This is a genomic window from Planococcus sp. S3-L1 (genome assembly GCF_030063085.1).
GTDB classification, from domain to species: domain Bacteria; phylum Bacillota; class Bacilli; order Bacillales_A; family Planococcaceae; genus Planococcus; species Planococcus kocurii.
Genome location: NZ_JASISN010000006.1, coordinates 74871 through 93268, shown reverse-complemented (window position 1 = coordinate 93268; position 18398 = coordinate 74871). Strand labels below are relative to the sequence as shown.

The 18398-nt window shown below is 39.7% G+C and carries 19 protein-coding genes and 1 riboswitch; of the genes, 17 read left to right on the top strand and 2 right to left on the bottom strand.

Going from position 1 to position 18398, the window contains the following annotated elements:
- The first annotated feature begins 143 nt into the window (after positions 1 to 143).
- Positions 144 to 1466 carry a diaminopimelate decarboxylase gene (gene lysA / locus QMF37_RS08340; RefSeq protein ID WP_283477784.1) on the top strand — a complete coding sequence of 441 codons (1323 nt, stop codon included), beginning with the start codon at positions 144 to 146 and terminating at the stop codon, positions 1464 to 1466.
- Between the two features lie 180 nt (positions 1467 to 1646).
- The gene (locus QMF37_RS08335) at positions 1647 to 2006 is read left to right on the top strand and encodes a GNAT family N-acetyltransferase (protein ID WP_058385009.1); all 360 of its coding nucleotides are present in this window, start codon (positions 1647 to 1649) and stop codon (positions 2004 to 2006) included.
- A 1-nt stretch (position 2007) separates the two neighbouring features.
- Here the strand turns inward: QMF37_RS08335 and QMF37_RS08330 are convergent, their stop codons facing one another.
- Positions 2008 to 2508 carry a DUF309 domain-containing protein gene (locus tag QMF37_RS08330; RefSeq protein WP_071154502.1) on the bottom strand — a complete coding sequence of 167 codons (501 nt, stop codon included), beginning with the start codon at positions 2506 to 2508 and terminating at the stop codon, positions 2008 to 2010.
- 83 nt (positions 2509 to 2591) lie between these two features.
- On the opposite strand from QMF37_RS08330, the gene QMF37_RS08325 reads away from it, so the two are divergent.
- The 11 genes from QMF37_RS08325 to QMF37_RS08275 all read left to right on the top strand — a co-directional run bounded on the left by QMF37_RS08325 (position 2592) and on the right by QMF37_RS08275 (position 13760).
- Positions 2592 to 3365: a segregation/condensation protein A gene (locus QMF37_RS08325; protein WP_058385011.1), complete on the top strand. Its 774-nt coding sequence runs from the start codon at positions 2592 to 2594 to the stop codon at positions 3363 to 3365.
- Positions 3343 to 3933, top strand: coding sequence for an SMC-Scp complex subunit ScpB (scpB, locus tag QMF37_RS08320; RefSeq protein ID WP_283477780.1), 591 nt, complete (start codon positions 3343 to 3345; stop codon positions 3931 to 3933). Before QMF37_RS08325 ends, scpB begins: the two co-directional genes overlap by 23 nt.
- Positions 3934 to 4186: 253 nt before the next feature.
- Positions 4187 to 4918: a pseudouridine synthase gene (locus QMF37_RS08315; protein ID WP_058385013.1), complete on the top strand. Its 732-nt coding sequence runs from the start codon at positions 4187 to 4189 to the stop codon at positions 4916 to 4918.
- A gap of 91 nt (positions 4919 to 5009) precedes the next feature.
- On the top strand, positions 5010 to 5570 hold the full coding sequence (resA, locus tag QMF37_RS08310) for a thiol-disulfide oxidoreductase ResA (RefSeq protein WP_058385014.1): 561 nt from the start codon (positions 5010 to 5012) through the stop codon (positions 5568 to 5570).
- 13 nt (positions 5571 to 5583) lie between these two features.
- On the top strand, positions 5584 to 7242 hold the full coding sequence (locus tag QMF37_RS08305) for a cytochrome c biogenesis ResB family protein (protein WP_283477777.1): 1659 nt from the start codon (positions 5584 to 5586) through the stop codon (positions 7240 to 7242).
- Entirely contained in the window at positions 7239 to 8423 is a 1185-nt protein-coding gene (gene ccsB, locus QMF37_RS08300; protein WP_078080518.1) for a c-type cytochrome biogenesis protein CcsB, read from the top strand. Before QMF37_RS08305 ends, ccsB begins: the two co-directional genes overlap by 4 nt.
- A gap of 151 nt (positions 8424 to 8574) precedes the next feature.
- A complete protein-coding gene (locus tag QMF37_RS08295; RefSeq protein ID WP_058385017.1) occupies positions 8575 to 9291 on the top strand; it encodes a response regulator transcription factor in 717 nt (238 codons plus the stop codon).
- Positions 9284 to 11065, top strand: coding sequence for an ATP-binding protein (locus QMF37_RS08290; protein ID WP_071154499.1), 1782 nt, complete (start codon positions 9284 to 9286; stop codon positions 11063 to 11065). Before QMF37_RS08295 ends, QMF37_RS08290 begins: the two co-directional genes overlap by 8 nt.
- Entirely contained in the window at positions 11058 to 11645 is a 588-nt protein-coding gene (locus tag QMF37_RS08285) for an RNA polymerase sigma factor SigX (RefSeq protein ID WP_342743355.1), read from the top strand. The genes QMF37_RS08290 and QMF37_RS08285 overlap by 8 nt, the downstream gene beginning before the upstream one ends.
- The gene (locus tag QMF37_RS08280) at positions 11635 to 12825 is read left to right on the top strand and encodes a hypothetical protein (protein ID WP_071154498.1); all 1191 of its coding nucleotides are present in this window, start codon (positions 11635 to 11637) and stop codon (positions 12823 to 12825) included. Before QMF37_RS08285 ends, QMF37_RS08280 begins: the two co-directional genes overlap by 11 nt.
- A 76-nt stretch (positions 12826 to 12901) precedes the next feature.
- Positions 12902 to 13034, top strand: a riboswitch (FMN riboswitch).
- A 144-nt stretch (positions 13035 to 13178) separates the two neighbouring features.
- Positions 13179 to 13760 (top strand): ECF transporter S component, encoded by a 582-nt coding sequence (locus QMF37_RS08275; RefSeq protein ID WP_058385021.1) that lies wholly within the window; start codon positions 13179 to 13181, stop codon positions 13758 to 13760.
- Positions 13761 to 13988: 228 nt separating this feature from the next.
- On the opposite strand, the gene QMF37_RS08270 is transcribed toward QMF37_RS08275, so the two are convergent.
- A complete protein-coding gene (locus tag QMF37_RS08270) occupies positions 13989 to 14240 on the bottom strand; it encodes a ferredoxin (protein ID WP_006829841.1) in 252 nt (83 codons plus the stop codon).
- Between the two features lie 106 nt (positions 14241 to 14346).
- On the opposite strand from QMF37_RS08270, the gene QMF37_RS08265 reads away from it, so the two are divergent.
- From QMF37_RS08265 to QMF37_RS08250, 4 genes are all read left to right on the top strand, one after another.
- On the top strand, positions 14347 to 15372 hold the full coding sequence (locus tag QMF37_RS08265; RefSeq protein ID WP_283477770.1) for a YpbB family protein: 1026 nt from the start codon (positions 14347 to 14349) through the stop codon (positions 15370 to 15372).
- Complete coding sequence (locus QMF37_RS08260) at positions 15369 to 16796, top strand: RecQ family ATP-dependent DNA helicase (protein WP_283477769.1); 1428 nt, start codon at positions 15369 to 15371, stop codon at positions 16794 to 16796. The genes QMF37_RS08265 and QMF37_RS08260 overlap by 4 nt, the downstream gene beginning before the upstream one ends.
- 79 nt (positions 16797 to 16875) lie before the next feature.
- Entirely contained in the window at positions 16876 to 17634 is a 759-nt protein-coding gene (locus QMF37_RS08255; RefSeq protein WP_283477768.1) for a LysM peptidoglycan-binding domain-containing protein, read from the top strand.
- Between the two features lie 69 nt (positions 17635 to 17703).
- Positions 17704 to 18336 carry a CBS domain-containing protein gene (locus tag QMF37_RS08250; protein ID WP_071154493.1) on the top strand — a complete coding sequence of 211 codons (633 nt, stop codon included), beginning with the start codon at positions 17704 to 17706 and terminating at the stop codon, positions 18334 to 18336.
- Positions 18337 to 18398: the final 62 nt, after the last annotated feature.

Genomic DNA, 18398 nt, shown 5'->3' with positions numbered 1-18398 from the left:
AAATCTTGCTGGGTAATTGCTCAGCAAGATTTTTCATATACATAAGTGAAACTAGAAGAGAGATTTTTTAGTGAATAGTAGGGGATAATTCTGCTCTTTCTTCTTAAACTCTTTTAATAACACATCATAAGGAGGCGCTTTTTTTGCATTTATATGGCACACAAACAATTAATGAGCAAGGTCATTTGACGATCGGTGGGACCGATTCAGTGGCGTTAGCTGAGAATTACGGCACACCACTTTATGTTTACGACATTCAATTATTCCGTAAACGCGCTAGAGCGTTCCAACAAACCTTTATAGATGCCGGAATTGGCTATCAAGTCGCTTACGCCAGTAAAGCTTTTTCGACGGTTGCAATCTATCAAGTGGCAGCAGAAGAAAATCTGTCACTAGACGTGGTTTCTGCTGGAGAATTATACACAGCGGTCAAGGCGGGATTTCCGGTTGAGAAAATTCATTTTCACGGCAACAACAAAAGCCTGGAAGAATTGCAGATGGCGTTTCAAGTAGGAATCGGTTGCATTGTAGTCGATAACTTTTATGAAATCGACTTATTAAAGAGACTTTCCGAGCAAACCAAGCAATCAATGAATATTTTGTTGCGTGTTACTCCAGGCATTGAAGCTCACACACATGACTACATCACGACCGGACAAGAAGACTCGAAATTCGGTTTTGATTTGAAAAATGGTCAAGCTGACGAGGCATTCGAGCAAACCTATAATCACCAATATTTGAATCTAATGGGTCTACATTGTCATATTGGTTCACAAATTTTTGATACGAGTGCATTTCAGTTAGCTTCTGAAAAATTACTGCGAAAAATGGCTGGATGGCAACAGCAATTCGATTATACATGTGCCGTATTAAATTTAGGTGGCGGCTTTGGTATTCGCTATACTGCAGAAGATCAACCCCTTGAACCAGCTGTCTATGTCAGTAAAATGATTGAAACCGTGAAACAAACTTCTGAAGCATTGGGTTATCCGATTCCTGAAATTTGGATTGAACCAGGCCGTTCCTTGATTGGAGATGCCGGAACGACGCTTTATACGATTGGATCAACAAAAGAAGTTCCAGGAACGCGGAAATACGCTGCGGTTGACGGAGGAATGTCCGATAATATTCGTCCTGCTTTGTACGGAGCGAAATACAGTTCGCTCCTTGCTAATAAAGCAAATGCGGCTGCGACCGAGCAATACACAATTGCTGGGAAATGTTGTGAGTCAGGAGATAAACTTATCGAACAGGCTGAATTGCCACTAGTAGAAGCAGGAGACCTTTTAAGTGTTTTCTGCACAGGAGCTTATGGTTATTCAATGGCAAGCAATTACAATCGCATTGCACGACCAGCTGTTGTATTTGTTGAAAACGGCAATCATCAACTCGTTGTAAAACGTGAAACGAATGATGATTTGATCAAACAAGACTTACCTTATTCTCAAAAGGATGTCCAAAGATGAAAAAAGGGAACCTGTTCTTACTGCTTTTTATTCTAGCGATGGCGATGGCGTGGGGGATTATTTACTGGATCTTTTTTGCAGAAAATGTCATTAGCGGATAAAGAAGGCTCTCTTGAGTTATCAAGAGATCTATAGTAATATGGTAAAAGCCGCTTTTAGACGAAAATGAGGGATTTAATTATGTTATTCAGATATAAGAAATCATTCGAAAAAATTGCTATGGGGCTTATGTCGTTCATGCCGAAAGAACGAGAGTTAAAAAAGCTTCAACAAACGATGCATATTTATGAGGAAAACCCCGATTGGCAATTGTTCCTTTGGAAAAAAGAGGATGATTTTGTCGGGCTATTAGGTGTGGAAGTTAGCGAAGAAACTTTCACCATCCATCACATATCCGTGAATCCTTCTCATCGCGGAGAAGGAATCGGTCGTGAAATGATAGGCAAAATCCAGCGTATAATGCAAGATCGAGAAATGCTTTCAACGGAAGAAACAGATGCGTTTCTCAAAAAATGTCCAGAAAAAAAAGGCGACCTTTAATTTAAAGGTTTCGCCTTTTTTTTTGTTCGCGTAAACTAATGATTGAAGATCGGTCACGAAGTCTATGCTTATGCATGAGGAAATAAGGATCTTGCAGCGTTAGCGGATTTTCTAAACGATAGGATTCTACTGCTTGTTTTAGATTTTCTGAAATAATAGGAATGTCTTGTGCGACAAAAGGCTTGCGTTCTGTGACAGCTTTAATCGAATCGGTTAAAATACCGATTAGCTTTTCATGATCAACGCCGTCAACCCAAACTCCTCCTGCAGAAAGCTTTACCTTGGCGCGGATAAACGACCGCAGTGCACCGGGATAATTGCTTCTTCGCCAATGGTACATGCCGACTGCTAATTGAATCCAGCCAGTCAAGGGATGTAATTTGTCTTTCGGGGCAACAGACTTCCAATAATCTTCTCCGACTTCATGGCATTCGAAAAAATCTTTTTCTTGATTAAAATTAATAATGTACTGAATAAACAGCGGATGGTGAAGTGGATGCATTTTGATCCCCTTTCTACTATAATAAAGAATAATTGCCCATTAACTGGGATAGATGAGTATTTAAACAGTCAGGTGGTATAGTAATGTCTTACGAAGTGAAAGTGGAGGCCTTTGAAGGTCCTCTTGATTTATTATTGCATTTAATCCACCGTTTGGAAATTGATATTTACGATATTCCTGTTTCACAGATTACTTCACAGTATATGGAACACATACGTGCGATGCAAGTTCTAGAATTGAATGAAGCGAGTGAGTATCTTGTTATGGCGGCAACTTTGATTGCGATTAAGAGTAAAACCTTACTGCCAGTGCATGAAGGAGAGCTCGATGAAGTAGAGTATGACTTTGATGAGCAGGACCCACGAGAAGAATTGGTATCGCGACTTGTAGAATACCGTAAATTCAAAGATGCTTCCTCGAATTTAAGAGAGTTAGAAAGTAATCGTTCCGCCATCTATACGAAAGCCCCAATGGATTTGTCGGAAATACAAGCAACTATTCCCGGTGAGCAAGTTGATCTTGATGTGAATGCGTATGATATGCTTGGAGCTTTTCAGAAGATGCTGCGTCGGAAACAGCTAAAATCGCCTTTGTCTGCGCGCATCACTCGTCAGGAAATTTCCATCAAACAACAAATGACAGCTATTGTCGACCAATTAAAATTGTCAAAAGGTCGTACGTCTTTTAGTGATTTATTTCCATCAAATGATAAGACTGTATTGGTGGTATCGTTCTTATCAATTTTAGAGTTGATGAAACGTCAAGTCATTGCAGTAGAGCAACAAATGAATTTCACGGATTTGATGGTGGAGCTCAGAAAGGACAAGTGGGAATATGAAGACGAATCTTTCGAGTAAAATAGAGGCACTGCTTTTTGTGGCAGGAGATGATGGCCTAACATTAAAACAGCTTCAATTTTTAACAGAAGTGAGCAATGAAGAGTTGCAAGCGGGAATTAGTGAATTGCATTCACGCTATGACGCTTCTGTCAGTGGCATTGCCCTTAAGGAATTAGCAGGTGTCTTTCAACTTGTCACTAAACCAGAAGTAGCTGAGACAATTCAAAAGTTAGTGGAAAATCCGACCGTCCAAGCATTGTCTCAAGCTTCGTTAGAAGTATTAGCGATAATTGCTTATAAGCAACCTATTACACGAGTTGAAGTAGAAGACTTACGCGGAGTGAAAAGCGAAAAAGCTCTTCAAACGTTAACCGCTAAAGGACTTGTTCAAGAATCAGGACGTGTAGAAGGAACCGGTCGTGCCATTTTATACGGAACGACAAGCGAGTTTTTAAATTATTTTGGATTAAAAAGTTTAGACGAACTTCCACCATTACCTGAAGAAGCAGCAAATGATTTGGATGAAGATACGGATCTTTTTATGACGAATTTTCAAGAAGCCTTTAAAGAAGAAGTAAAAGTGTAAGGTTGTTCTAGAAGGCTGTGTTATTGACAGTCTTCTTTTCTTTTGAGCTTAGCGCTTCCGCTTTTACAGAAAATGTGACATAATTCCGAGAGGAACGAACGGCATATCGAGTTATTGTAATACATTTGCAGTGCTTGGCTCGGTTAAACAAGAAACGAGACACATTTCCGTTTTTCGCTTGTTTGGCCGCAGCACCTGTGTTCATCAGGCGCGTACGCTTTTCGAAAAAAATACTAATGAGGTGAACTTATTTATGGAAAGATTACAGAAAGTACTTGCACACGCAGGCGTAGCATCAAGACGTAAATCAGAACAATTGATTTTGGACGGCAAAGTAAGAGTCAATGGAAAAACAATTAAAGAACTTGGCGTAAAAGTTTCAAGTTCAGATAAGATCGAAGTAGAAGGCGTTCAGCTTGAAAAAGAGCAGAAGGTCTATTATTTGCTGTATAAGCCACGCGGTGTCATTTCCGCTGTTTCTGATGATAAAAACCGGAAAGTCGTCACAGATTTTTTCACGGATATTGAAAAACGGATATACCCAGTCGGGCGTTTAGATTATGATACATCTGGTTTACTGATCATGACGAACGATGGCGAATTTGCCAATATGCTGACACATCCAAAGTTCGAAATTGATAAAACGTATGTAGCTCGCTTAAAAGGGATTCCAGAAAGAGACGATTTGAAAAAACTAGAACGTGGCATCAAACTAGAAGATGGCATGACAGCACCTGCTAGAGTAAAGCTACTGTCTGGTGATAAAAAGACAGGTAAAGCAATCGTGCAAATTACCATCCATGAAGGAAGAAACCGCCAAGTCCGTAGAATGTTTGAAGCAATTGGCTTCCCAGTTCAGAAACTGAGTCGTGAGCAGTTTGCTTTTCTAACTCTACACGGCTTGAATGCTGGTGAATCACGTGAACTTTCTTCGCATGAAGTCAAATTATTGCGTGTATTAGCGGATACAGGCAAACGCGTCTAAAGTTCACAAACCCTTCAAAACTCCAGACTTGTGACTGTTTAAACTTTGTTATAATTAGGTTTGTCTAATATACCTCGAAGGAGGAACAAGCATGGATGAGCAAGGAAAGAAGAAAAACAACAACAAGAAGCAAAGACGAGCTGTGATGAGAACGGCAATTTTGGCGATTTTAATAGCTGCTATAGGTTATACCATCTACAACAGTGCAACAGCTGAAGATGTCAGTGTACTTAAAGTCGGTGATAAAGCTCCTGATTTTGCTTTAGTAGATCTTGAAGGCAATAATCACAAATTATCAGATTATGAAGGTCAAGGTGTCTTTTTGAATTTCTGGGGTACGTGGTGCAAACCGTGTGCGAAAGAAATGCCAGCTATGGATCGGCAATTTGATGTCTTTTCAGACCAAGGCGTTCAAGTGCTTGCAGTAAACATTGCTCAATCAGATTTTGAAGTCCAATCTTTTGCGGATCAATACGGCTTATCTTTTCCAGTAGTGATTGATAAAACAAAAAGTGTGATGACGGCCTATAACATCAGGCCATTGCCAACTACAGTGCTTGTTAATCCGGAAGGAAATATTCAGCGCATCATTACAGGTGAAATGACCGAACAGGATATTGAAGGGTTTATGGAAGAAATTAAACCTGACTAAGGAGATTTTTGGGATGGAGAATTTGCAATGTCAATGCGGTCATGTAAATCCGCCGGGTACGAAACTTTGTGAATCGTGCGGGCGGTCTTTGACTGAAAAAGATCAAAAGAGCAAACTGGTGGACATGCGTTATGAAGGAACGGCAAGACGTTCACAAACGTATAACAAATCTATTATTGACAAAATTTGGAACTTCTTTTCAAGTGTTAAAGTGGGCGTCAGTATTATTGTTATCTTGCTGGTAGCAGCAGCAATTGGTACGATTCTGCCGCAGCAAGCGTTTGTTCCGGCAAATACGGAAGCAACAATAAAGGATTATTACGCAGATACTTATGGCAGTATAGGGCGGGTTTATCATGCTCTTGGATTTCATGACTTATACAGTTCTTATTGGTTTATCGCCTTAGTGGGCATGCTTGCTATTTCTTTAGTAATTGCTAGCTTAGACCGTTTTGTCCCGCTTTATAAATCACTAAAAAAACAGCGTGTTCTGCGTCATCCAAGTTTTATGGAAAAACAGCGTATTTACGCTGAGGGACCTGGTTCAGAGGACACGCTACAAAAAGCTGAAACAAAGTTAAAAGAGTTAAAGTACAATGTTCGTACGGATAAAAATGGATTGCTGGCTGAAAAAGGCCGTTATTCCAGATGGGGTCCGTACGTCAATCACATTGGACTAATTATCTTTTTGTTTGGTGTTATGTTGCGCATGATTCCTGGTTTTTATATCGATGAGAGTTTATGGCTGCGTGAAGGTGAAACTAGAGCCATTCCTGAAGTGCCAGGCTATTACCTAGAAAGCGAAAACTTCGAACTTGAAACTTATTCAGGTGAAGGCGAAGAAGAAATTTTCGGTGAAGCCTTAGACCGTGTAGGTACGGTAGCGAAAAACTATCAAACGGATGTTATTTTGTATCAGAAGAAAGAAGATGCATTGCCTGGAGCAGCTGATAGCCAGGAGGTTGTTAAAGAATTTCCGATTCGTGTCAACCAGCCTTTAAAATTCGATGGCTATGCGATTTACCAAATGGATTACCGTTTGGATGAATTGAAAACAATGACATTTGCTTTGACTAACAAAAAAACAGAAGAATCGCTTGGTGAACTGACCATTGATTTGATTGATCCGGAAAAAAATTACGAACTTGAAGGTGGTTCGACTGTTGAACTACTTGGTTACTACCCAGATTTTTCAGGCTTTGAAAACGGTGAACCACAAACGGCAACACCATTGCCGAATAATCCTGGCTTCTTGGTGAAATTGACTACTCCTGAAACACCAGAAGGAGAAACAAGTTTTATTACGATTCAAAATACAGTAGAACCATTAGGTGAAAATGACTTTAAACTGACTTTCCAAAGTGTTGAAACGCGTGATGTATCGGGTCTTACAGTTCGGAAAGATAGCACTTTGCCGATTCTTGGTCTTGGCGGTTTGATCTTCATGATTGGTGTGGCACAAGGGATGTACTTTAACCATCGACGTTTCTGGATTCAACAGAAAGCGGATGGCACGATCTTGCTTGCGGGTTATACCAATAAAAACTGGTTCGGCTTAAAGAAAGATCTTGATCAAGTTGTTGAGTATGCATCATTGCCTGCTTACACAGATCAGCAAGATGAAATCGACCAAACAGAGAAAGCGGAAAAGGAAGGTGAAATATTGTCATGACATTAGCTGATATAAGTTCAAACCTATTATATGTAGCATTTATTGCTTATCTAATTGCAACATTCGTTTTTGGTGGAGCAGTTAAAGGCAATAAAGAGGGAACATTTAAATCGGAAAAACGATGGGGCAATGTTGCGATTATTATTACCCTTATCGGTTTTGCTGCCAATCTAGGCTATTTCTTTACTAGATGGGGCGCAACTGGCCATGCACCGCTAAGCAATATGTTTGAATTTACAACAGCTTTCGGTATGACTTTAGTTGGTGGATTTGTCATTTTGTACTTCCTCTACAGAACGCCGGTTCTTGGTATGATCGTACTGCCTGTTGCTTTACTGATCATCGCATTTGCTAGTATGTTCCCGAGTGAAGTTAGCCCACTTATTCCAGCCCTGCAAACAAACTGGTTGGCAATTCATGTCAGCACGGTTGTTATTGCAGAAGGAATTTTAGCTATTAGTGCCGCGGCAGGTCTAATTTACCTATTAAAGGTAGTAGACCTTACGAAGAAATCTAAGCAACGCTTTTGGCTTGAAGCAATTATGTACTCACTAGTATTAGTACTTGGTTTTGTATTAGCTAGTTCGTTCTTTTCTGTTACAGGCTATGAAGCAGAATTTAATTATGTAGATAAAGAAGCTAAAGAAGCCGCGATCACATATACAATGCCACCTATTTTTGGTATGAATGAATACGAAGCGTTAACAGATGATGCGATGACACCACTAATCGAAACGCCCGCCATTGTTGATGCTGCAAAACTGACGACTGTTCTTTGGTCAGTGATGGTCGGGACAGTTCTTTATTGGTTGATTCGTCTGGTTTTCAGAAAGCGTATTGCTGCAATTCTGAAACCATTCGTTAAAAATGTTAATCTGCAGCTGATGGATGAAATTGGTTACCGCGCCGTAATTATCGGATTTCCAGTCTTCACCCTAGGTGCCTTAATATTCGCCATGATTTGGGCACAAATTGCTTGGTCACGTTTCTGGGGCTGGGACCCGAAAGAAGTATGGGCATTGATCACTTGGTTATTCTATGCAGCATACTTGCACTTGCGTTTAGGTAAAGGATGGCAAGGTGAGAAGTCTGCATGGCTGGCTGTTATTGGCTTTGTGATCATCATGTTCAACTTGGTAGCAGTCAACTTAATAATTGCCGGGTTACATTCTTACGCATAAACAGATAGGCCTTTTCCGGAAACGGAAAAGGCTTTTTATTTATTAGGTAAATTAGAGCGTTCTGAGTTGATACATGCTGGCGCTTTTCTTTATTTTTTACAGAGTTATCGTTACAATGATACATATATAGAAGAAAGTTGGAGGGGTTAGCATGTCTGAAGAGATTACGATTTTAGTGGTAGATGATGAAGAGCGGATTCGACGATTGCTGAAAATGTATTTAGAGCGTGAAGGGTACTTAGTAGAAGAAGCTGAAGATGGTGTTCAAGCATTAGAAATGGCTTTGGAAAAGGATTATCATTGCATCTTGCTCGACCTAATGATGCCTGAAAAAAACGGTGTAGAAGTTGCTACAGAATTGCGTGAAACAAAAATGACACCGATTATCATGCTTACTGCTAAAGGAGAAGAAGCTAACCGAGTAGAAGGCTTTGAAGCTGGAGCGGATGATTACATTGTTAAACCGTTTAGTCCTAGAGAAGTGGTATTGCGTGTTAAGGCAATTTTACGCCGTTCATCTGCCTATTCACCGATATCCAATTCAACTGCTTCAAAAGACTTAGTAGTTTTCCCTCATCTTACGATCGACCACGATGCGCATCGTGTCACGGCTGATGGTGTGGAAGTAAATTTAACGCCAAAGGAATATGAATTATTGTACTTTTTAGCAAAAGCACCAGACAAAGTTTTTGACCGTGAGCATTTGCTGAAAGAAGTTTGGCATTACGACTTTTTTGGTGATTTGAGAACAGTCGATACACACGTTAAACGGTTACGCGAAAAATTGAATCGCGTGTCTGAATCGGCTGCGAAGATGATTGTTACTGTGTGGGGCGTCGGCTATAAATTTGAGGTCGGCAATGAATAGAATATGGAATAGTGTTGTCGGGAAGCTGTGGATTACGATCCTGCTTCTCGTTTCCTTTGTCCTTTTTATTGTGACAGTTCTACTTTTAGAGTTTTTGGGGAACTATCACAGTGAAACAGTGGAAGAAGCGTTGAACAGTGAAGCCAATATGATTGCGAATATTTTTAATGATCATGAAGAAGTGACCAGTTCGTTAGAAATTATAGAGGATATTATTGGGCAAGAAACCAATGCTGTAATTGCTGAAGAGCCTTTTGATAGTAGCTATTACATTCATGACGGATTGAATGGCGCTGAAACCCGAGAAAAAATATTAAATGAACCCTCTTTTCAAAAAGTGTTTGAGACAAGTGAAACAGTGATGAAAGAAATGCTCCTGCCTTCACTAACAGAACAAAATCGTCTGGAATCGTATATTGTCTTGGCTAGTCCGTTAAAGACTGGTGAAGACCGCCATGGTGTCGTATTTATCTATCAATCGTTGGAAGTGATGGACCGCACTGCAGAACGAACTACTAATATTGTATTTCTATCAGCGTTTATCGCACTTTTATTGACAACATTTTTTGCTTTCTTTTTATCCTCACGGATTACCTCTCCTCTCCGCAAAATGCGAGAAGGTGCTTTTGAGTTAGCGAAAGGAAATTTTGATACAAAAGTCAAGGCAACTTCTAGTGATGAAATTGGTCAATTGGCTACAGCGTTCAATCAAATGGGCCGTCAATTAAAGCATCATGTGGAAGTAATCAATCAAGAAAAAGAACAATTATCAAGTATTCTGACATCAATGGCCGATGCGGTCATTACTTTTAATCAAGATAAAACCATCTTGTTGAGCAATCCACCGGCTGAAAAGTTACTGCAGCAATGGATTTTTAAAAATGGTTCGACTAAAGCGCAGCCATTGCCGCCTGAAATGCTTCATATGCTTGACCATGTACTAGGTCTAGAAGAAGAAATTGAAGAAGAACTCGAAATTGAAGGTGCTTATTACGCCATTAATTTCAGTCCTTTATATAGTGGCGAATCGATACGGGGAGCTGTCGCTGTTTTGCACAATATGACAGAGCAGCATCGCCTAGAGAAGCTGAGAGAAGACTTTATTGCTAATGTATCACATGAGTTGCGAACACCAATTGCGATGCTTCAAGGCTATAGTGAAGCGATTTTAGATGATGTTGGGGCATCTGAAGAAGAACGACGTGAAATGACCAGAATTATTTACGAAGAATCGCAGCGGATGGGTCGATTGATTACTGACTTGCTGAATTTGGCGCGTTTGGAATCAGGCCACATGCGACTTTATAAAGAAATTGTTCAGTTGAACAGTGCAATCGAGCGGATGACATTGAAGTTTTCACAAATTGCCAAAGAAAACGACGTTCAATTAAGGTTTGAAACGACAATCGATGATTGGGCAGCTAGTGAGATGGATCAAGACCGAATTGAACAAGTCATGACAAATTTGATAGATAACGCTATACGACATACACCTGCAAACGGACAAGTCGTAGTTCGTGTCGAACAACAGCAGGAGTACGCAAAAATTTCAATTAATGATAACGGGATAGGTATTTCAAAAAAAGATTTAGAATTTGTCTTTGAGCGTTTTTACAAAGCAGACAAAGCGAGAACACTTGGAAAAGGTGGCACAGGACTAGGTTTAGCCATCGCTAGTAACATTATCCAAGCCCATGAAGGTAAAATATACGCAGAAAGCTTAGAAGGGCATGGAACTTCTTTTGCCTTCCTACTGCCTTTGAAAAATATGTAACTTTCTAAAGACGAAGACGACTAATCTTAAGAGCGGAGGGAGTATATTGAATGACTCCGTTTTCCATCGACTGTACGATGAATTTCATCAGGATGTCTTTCAGTTTTTGATTTATCTGGTGAAAAATAGGCATGTGTCAGAAGACTTAATGCAAGAAGTGTATATTCGTGCCTTTCGAGCATACGATCGCTTTGAAGGAAGAAGTTCAGAAAAGACATGGCTTTTTTCGATTGCAAAAAACGTGGCGATCGATCATTTTCGGAAAACAGCAGTACGCACAAAACATTCGATGGCGTATTTTGATTGGGAAACACAACAATTGGTGTCGTCTGAAAAACTCCCAGAAGAAGTTTCCTTATTGAATGAAGATAAAATATTTCTTTATAAAGCATTGGATACGTGTACAGGAGATCAGAAAATGGTCGTCATAATGCGGTTTTTTCAAGACTTGTCGATCGCAGAAACTGCAGAAGTTTTAGGCTGGACTGAAGGAAAAGTGAAGACAACACAACATCGTGCAATAAAAGCATTACGTGAAAAATTAATAGCTAGGGAAGGGGGAGACGACAATGTCAAATGACAAATGGACCGATAAATCCATCGAAGATTTGTTAAATGATTTCCCTTCAATAAAAGATAATCGAGCAAAAGAAAAAATTTACAGTCAGCTGGTTGATCAAAAGAAAGGTCAAAAGCGTCCGAAAAAATGGTTGCCCTTGCTTGTAGCGGCATTGGCATTTATTGCTTTTGGAATGCTGGTCTCCTCTATTATCAGCCAAAATGGCTTGGATGCTGCTCAAAATAAGGACAGTTCAAATGAAGAATCAGTAGCAACATCAACTGACAGTTCAGAGCAAGCTGATAGCTCGTCTGAAGCTGAAAGATCCGGCACTGAAGAATCAAATCAATTTTCTGTAGCGCAAGCAGATGAAGTGTTGCGAACTTCAGTTTACGAAGAAACGATTGGAAACCAGACATTAATGACGATCGGCTTAACCGAAAATGCTAACGTGGTGCCCGTTTCTTTTCTTGTTCCAGAAAATCAGATAACAGCAGCATTTGGAGATTTAGTACCATCATCGCTTGAATTGTATCAGCAATATGCAGACGATATTGACGAAACGCAATTAGGTTTCGATGAGTACCACCCCTATCTAGGTAATTTAGAAAAAACGGTGAAAGGAATACGCCACATCTTGCCGCAGGATCACCAATACGATTTGGCTTCTGCAAGTATAGGTGTGTATTTCAATACACTTTCGGCGACTTTTCCAGACGTCGCTGAAATTACAGTAGTCAATGAAGATGGTTCTGCAGCAGAATTTTCCCAGGTAGGATCTGTAGAAGCAATCAGTCCAAAACAGAAAGATGTTGCTTATTATTCATTTACAACGACAAATGGCGAAATTTATCTTGCTCCGGGATACGATAGTCCTTTCGCCGCAGCGACTGAAGCGATCGAAGCGCTTGCGCAAAGCCCAAACGACTTTTATCGTGCTACAATTCCACAAAATGTGGATTTTCAACTATCAGAAACTGGAGATTTGGTGCAAATTGATTTTGAGGGCTCAGTCGATTTAGAAACAATGGATCGTTTAGAAGCAGTTCGAATGATTGAAAGTTTGGCGTTGACTGCAGCTTCTTTTGATAAAAAAATAGCAGTAAAAGGGTTACAGTCTGATAGTTGGAACGGGTTTGATTTTACTCAGCCATTACCCGTTCCACTAGCGCCTAATTTATTAGAATGGCCAATACAATAAGGAAAAGAAGCGTTGTAAACAAATTTGTTTACAACGCTTCTTTTTTATACTACGATTAGGCTATAACAAAATATCGATTCATCTTCGGGGCAGGGTGAAAGTCCCTACCGGCGGTAATTGAACTCTGTTCATAAGCCCGCGAGCCGTAAAACGCAGGATTTGGTGAAATTCCAAAGCCGACAGTATAGTCTGGATGGGAGAAGGTGAAGGTGCGGACGTTTGTCGTTTACATGTAGACGGAACGCTTATTAAGTGTGCCTTTTCTCCCTTAAGTACTAGTGCTTAAGGGATTTTATATGTAAATGTTGGGTCCAAGCTTTTCTTCTGGTGAATCACGACAAGGAGAGAGGAATATGAAGAACAAAAAGTTACAAACGATGATTGTGATTGGGATGTTAAGCAGTATTTCATTTATATTGATGCTTTTTAACTTTCCATTACCTGCATTACCGGCTTTTTTGAAAGTGGATTTTAGTGACGTACCGGCATTAATTGCAGCCATCACGATGGGGCCAGTTGCAGGGATTTTAGTAGCATTCTTCAAAAACGTGTTGGATTGGCTTTTTGCAGGAAGTCCGACAGGTGTACCTGTTGGTCATATGGCTAACTTTATAACAAGTTTGCTGTTTATCCTTCCGGTTTATGCTATCTACCACAAAGTAGCGAATAAAAAAGGCATGATTTTTGGCTTAGCTGTGGGAACATTAACTATGGCAATTGGTATGAGTGTTTTAAACTATTTTGTGTTTTTGCCAATGTATACGTACTTTTTAAATGTGCCTGCTGAAACGGGCAATGCGTTATTTGGCACAATTGTCTTAGGGATATTACCATTTAACTTAATCAAAGGTCTATTGTTAACTTCGGTCGTCCTGCTAGTATTCAGCAGCATGCACACATGGATCGAAAAGCAAAGATCCTATTATTTATCATAGATAAAGAAAAGCGAAAACAGCCGTGTAGATTTGACGGGCACAAGATGCACTGGCGAAGCGGCATTTTTTCAGCCGCATAGCTAGTGTGGCTTGTGACCCTAAAATCTGGCTGGTTGAGTCTGGATAAAGAAAAGCGAAAACAGCCGTGTAGATTTGACGGAATTTGAATTAGCACAAATTAAAAGAAGGCGTACTGGAGGGATTCTCCAGTACGCCTTCTTTTTTGATTCAGTCTTCGTATTTTAACGGATCGCCTTCGAAAGATGTATCTGCAACTTTGATCGAATCTGTTGGACAGCCTTCAAATGCATCTTCCATGTCTTCTTCGAGTTCATCTGGAACTTGTTCTGTTCCCATGTTATTATCTAAAATAACAAAAGCGATTCCTTCGTCATCATAATCATAAATGTCAGGTGCAGCAGCACCACAAGCACCACAAGCGATGCAAGTATCCTTGTCGACAATGGTATACTTAGCCATATTGTTTTCCACTCCTTTATCTCCGAACAAGTTCAGTTATACTATCGTATTTATTCTAAAGGTGTTTGAACAGTTTTTCAACCTAAAACCGTTAGGGGGAGCAAGCTTGTTAGTTACTGAACTCATTTTGGCCATTATGAAGACTGTCGATCGGCAGCGAACCGTCTCTTCTCCCTATCATTTGATAAAAGGAAAGAAGTCTGGGCAAACGATACAGGATATTGGTTATTTCGGCCTTTATCCTTATTTTGGCGTGTTGCCAAAACTGGATAAGAAAGCCTATGATCAAGTAGTTCAAGGCTTGTTTTCGCAAGGTTATTTACTAGCAAATGAACAAGTTATTGAACTATCCGAAAAAGCGTTAAAGTTAAGTGTTGCCCCGTCGTCGTTGAATGGTTGGAAATACCGAGGGAACGAAAATTTGTTTTTTAGTCGCTTGTCACTAATTGTTCAAACTTTGTCCCACGTCAGTCAACGCGTAAAAAGCTTTGACCCCGTTGTCAGTAATGAAGAAGTGCAAAATTGGGTGAAAAGATACCTGCAACGGATTCAGTTTCGTGATTTAGCTGTAGTTCAAGTGTTTAAAAAAGAACTCTTTACTACATTAGCCGAAACGGACATTTCTGAAACACATAAAATGATTTTGATCGAGCGTTTAACGGGTTTTACGATAAGTGGCTTAACGTGGCAGCAAATTGCCGATTCTAAAGAACTATCCTTACTGGATGTTCAATTAATGACAGTAGAAGTTTTGCATGGTTGGATGGCAGTGATCGAACAGTCCAAGCCTCAATTGCTGGTAGGTCTCATGGAAGGCATTATTCAGCAGTCTTCCTTGACCGAAACAGCGCAGCGCACAGAAAAATTGTTCGAAAGAGGATTTAACTTGGAACAAATTGCGTCATTACGCCAATTAAAAACCAGTACGATCGAAGATCATGTGGTCGAATTGGCAATGAACGATCCTTATTTTAACTATATCCCATTTGTGGGTCATGAACAGTACGAGGCAATTATTGCCGAAAGCCGACGTCGAAAAACGAAAAGATTACGTGAAATTAAAGAGTTTTTACCTGAAGTCAGTTATTTTCAAATACGTCTTGCGCTAGCGATTAGGAGGGAACGAAGATGAATCTCGAGGAATTATTGTATTCAAACTATGGTTTTTCTTCATTTCGTCCTGGTCAGCGCGAAATTATCGAGCGAGTAGTCGCAGGTGAGGATGTTATTGCGCTACTGCCAACTGGAATGGGCAAATCTATTTGTTATCAATTGCCGGCTAAAGTTTTACCTGGAAGTATCTTAATCGTTTCACCTTTATTATCACTCATGCAAGATCAAGTGGTTCAATTAAAAAAAATGGGAGAGAAATCCGTAGTAGCCATCAACTCATTTTTAAAGCCAGAAGACAAAGAAAAAATTATGTCTAAGCTCGGCTCTTATAAATTCATTTTTATATCCCCAGAAATGCTTGTCCAACCGTTTATTAAACAAAAATTACAGCAGATGCAAATTTCGCTACTAGTTGCTGATGAAGCACATTGTATTTCGCAGTGGGGGTTTGATTTTAGACCAGATTACTTGCGGATTTCAGAAATTTTGCCTTTTTTGAATTCCCCTCAAGTGTTGGCACTGACGGCAACTGCTACGGACAAAGTCACCAAAGAAATAAAAGAGTATTTAGCTTTGAAAAAGCCATTTGTGTATTGTCATCCGATGGATCGAAAAAATATTGTGTATGATTTGAAAAAATTTGATGACAGTCGTGAAAAAGTAGATTTTTTGAAAAAATTTGTTCAGAAGTTTAATGGTCCCGGTATTATCTATGCAGGAACTAGAAAAAAGTCCCAGCAACTGTCTATGCTATTAACAGAGCAAGGAATTTCTTCAGCTTTTTACCATGGGGGTATGGAGCACCAAGATCGCATTTTTGTACAGCAACAATTTCAAAACGGAGAAGTGCAATGGATTTGCTCCACAAATGCATTTGGCATGGGTGTTCATATTCCGAACATTCGTCACGTCATCCACTTTCAACTGCCGACTTCTATTGAAGGATATGTGCAAGAGGTTGGAAGAGCTGGTAGAGATGATAAACCGGCTTTAGCTACTTTACTGTATGCACAAGGGGACGAGGTATTGCTCGAAAGTTTAGTGATGGATGATTTACCAACACAGCACGAGATAGAAGCAGTTTATAGCAAAGGAGCTACTGCTACTTATTTAATCGATCAAGGAATCGTTCGGGAGACGGCTTTTCGAGTAATCGCTTATTGGCTGACAAAGTTGCCGTTAGATGGTGTTATCAAGCAAATGGAATTGCTGAGAAAAGGAAAAAGGCAACAAGCGATAAAAATTCGTGAATTGATTTCGCGCGAAACTTGTCTGCGGAGTTACATCATCGAATGCTTTGATCAACAACTAATAGATAAACCGACCAACTGCTGCGTTAACGACGGAATTGATTATCAAATTTTTGAAGCCTTTGCTTCACCGAAAGAAAAGCGATTGCCACTTGAATGGCAAGACCGTTTAAGTGTAATATTACCTATGTAAGAATCTTATTAACTGTCATTTACAAATGAGCCTTTTTTCGTCATAATAGATATATTAGTACAGATAGGGGTAGTCATGTATGGGGAATCAAAGTTATCATGAGTCGATTGAAAAGAATCGACAGGAAATATCGGTGGACAAAAATTCGGCATTGTCGAGAGCAGGTCAGAGACAGGCACAAAAACCCAAAACTAAAAAAACTAAAAATCTTTTGATGCCTGCATTATTTTTTATATTTATCTTAATTCCGGTTTCTTTGCTGATTTATGTAGCTTTCGTATTTGAACCCGACGATTCATTGACAGCCAAACCCGCAGAAAATGAAGTGAGTTTTGAGATGAATGCCCAACCATCCCAATCTTCTGTTGCTGCAGCTGATGAAGAAAAAGAAAAAGCTGAGAAAGCCAAAGTAGAAGAAGCCAAAGCTGAGAAAGCCAAGGCGGAAAAAGCACGGGCCGACGCTGAAAAAGAAAAAGTAGAAAAAGCGGAAGCGGAAGCTAAAGCACAAGCTGAAGTAAAGGCTAAAGCTGATGCAGAAGTAGCCGCCAAAGAAAAAGCTGATGTAGAAGCCAAAGCTGTAGCTGAAGCACAGGCGAAAAAAGAAGCGGAAGCTGAAGCACAGGCGAAAAAAGAAACACAAGCTGAAGCAGATAAAAAAGAGGAAATACCAAGTGCTAATGGTAAGACTTACGTAGTACAATCTAGCGAAACGCTTTACCGTATTGCAGTAAATAATTACGGAGCAGCAGGAGCAGCAGCAGCGGTAGAAAAAATCAAACAAGCTAATGGCTTGAGTTCGAATAGCATTAGTCCGGGTCAAACTTTGGTTTTACCTTAAGCCATTCGACGGATTAACAAGTAAGTAATTAGGGAATAACAGTAACATCATAGAAAGTGGGGCGAGCAAATGTTTGTTAAAAGTGTAATGGTTGAAAGAGAAAAATGTTATGCAGTCAAAATGGACGATTCGGTACAAGTAGGCTTTGATTTACTAGAAAAACACACAATTGATGCTTTACCTGTAGTTGAAGGCACTGAGTACAAAGGAATCTTCACTTGGTATCATGCTTATCGTGCGTTTTTCTATTCAGGAAAAACGAAAGAAGATTTTGTTAGCTCAACTAAGGTCAGCGATGTAATCGTGAATGAAGATACTTATTTGAGCATCAATGATGTCTATGAAAAAGCGTTAGTGGAATTAAATGATTTTCCAATTATTGCAGTAGTTGAAAAACATCAATTTTTAGGAATTGTTACTCGCTTTGATATTGTCAATCAATTACAAAGTGCCTTTGGGATGAACCAGTCAGGCTATCGTATTACGTTCACTTCAGTAGAATCAGAAGGGCGTATTGGACGATTGGGAGAGATTATCGAGAAATACAAAGAGTCGGTTATTTCACTTGTTACTTTTGATGAAACCAATAAAATGGTTCGTCGCATCGTTCTAAAGATTAAAAAGAAAGACAATATCGATCGTTTTGTCAAAGAACTTGAGAAATCTGGTTTCCGAGTATTGGACATCGCAGAAGATAAATAGCAAAATAAGATAAAAAAACATAAGCCTTGCTTATGTTTTTTTGTTCTTTGTGAAAGGAATCA

Bases quoted from the DNA above. Each gene is read 5' to 3' on its own strand.
- QMF37_RS08315 (WP_058385013.1), top strand. From the start codon at position 4,187: ATGGAAAGATTACAGAAAGTACTTGCACACGCAGGCGTAGCATCAAGA.
- QMF37_RS08250 (WP_071154493.1), top strand. From the start codon at position 17,704: ATGTTTGTTAAAAGTGTAATGGTTGAAAGAGAAAAATGTTATGCAGTC.
- QMF37_RS08295 (WP_058385017.1), top strand. From the start codon at position 8,575: ATGTCTGAAGAGATTACGATTTTAGTGGTAGATGATGAAGAGCGGATT.
- QMF37_RS08255 (WP_283477768.1), top strand. From the start codon at position 16,876: ATGGGGAATCAAAGTTATCATGAGTCGATTGAAAAGAATCGACAGGAA.
- QMF37_RS08335 (WP_058385009.1), top strand. From the start codon at position 1,647: ATGTTATTCAGATATAAGAAATCATTCGAAAAAATTGCTATGGGGCTT.
- resA (WP_058385014.1), top strand. From the start codon at position 5,010: ATGGATGAGCAAGGAAAGAAGAAAAACAACAACAAGAAGCAAAGACGA.
- QMF37_RS08305 (WP_283477777.1), top strand. From the start codon at position 5,584: ATGGAGAATTTGCAATGTCAATGCGGTCATGTAAATCCGCCGGGTACG.
- QMF37_RS08260 (WP_283477769.1), top strand. From the start codon at position 15,369: ATGAATCTCGAGGAATTATTGTATTCAAACTATGGTTTTTCTTCATTT.
- QMF37_RS08280 (WP_071154498.1), top strand. From the start codon at position 11,635: ATGTCAAATGACAAATGGACCGATAAATCCATCGAAGATTTGTTAAAT.
- QMF37_RS08325 (WP_058385011.1), top strand. From the start codon at position 2,592: ATGTCTTACGAAGTGAAAGTGGAGGCCTTTGAAGGTCCTCTTGATTTA.
- QMF37_RS08290 (WP_071154499.1), top strand. From the start codon at position 9,284: ATGAATAGAATATGGAATAGTGTTGTCGGGAAGCTGTGGATTACGATC.
- scpB (WP_283477780.1), top strand. From the start codon at position 3,343: ATGAAGACGAATCTTTCGAGTAAAATAGAGGCACTGCTTTTTGTGGCA.
- QMF37_RS08270 (WP_006829841.1), bottom strand. From the start codon at position 14,240: ATGGCTAAGTATACCATTGTCGACAAGGATACTTGCATCGCTTGTGGT.
- QMF37_RS08275 (WP_058385021.1), top strand. From the start codon at position 13,179: ATGAAGAACAAAAAGTTACAAACGATGATTGTGATTGGGATGTTAAGC.
- ccsB (WP_078080518.1), top strand. From the start codon at position 7,239: ATGACATTAGCTGATATAAGTTCAAACCTATTATATGTAGCATTTATT.
- QMF37_RS08330 (WP_071154502.1), bottom strand. From the start codon at position 2,508: ATGCATCCACTTCACCATCCGCTGTTTATTCAGTACATTATTAATTTT.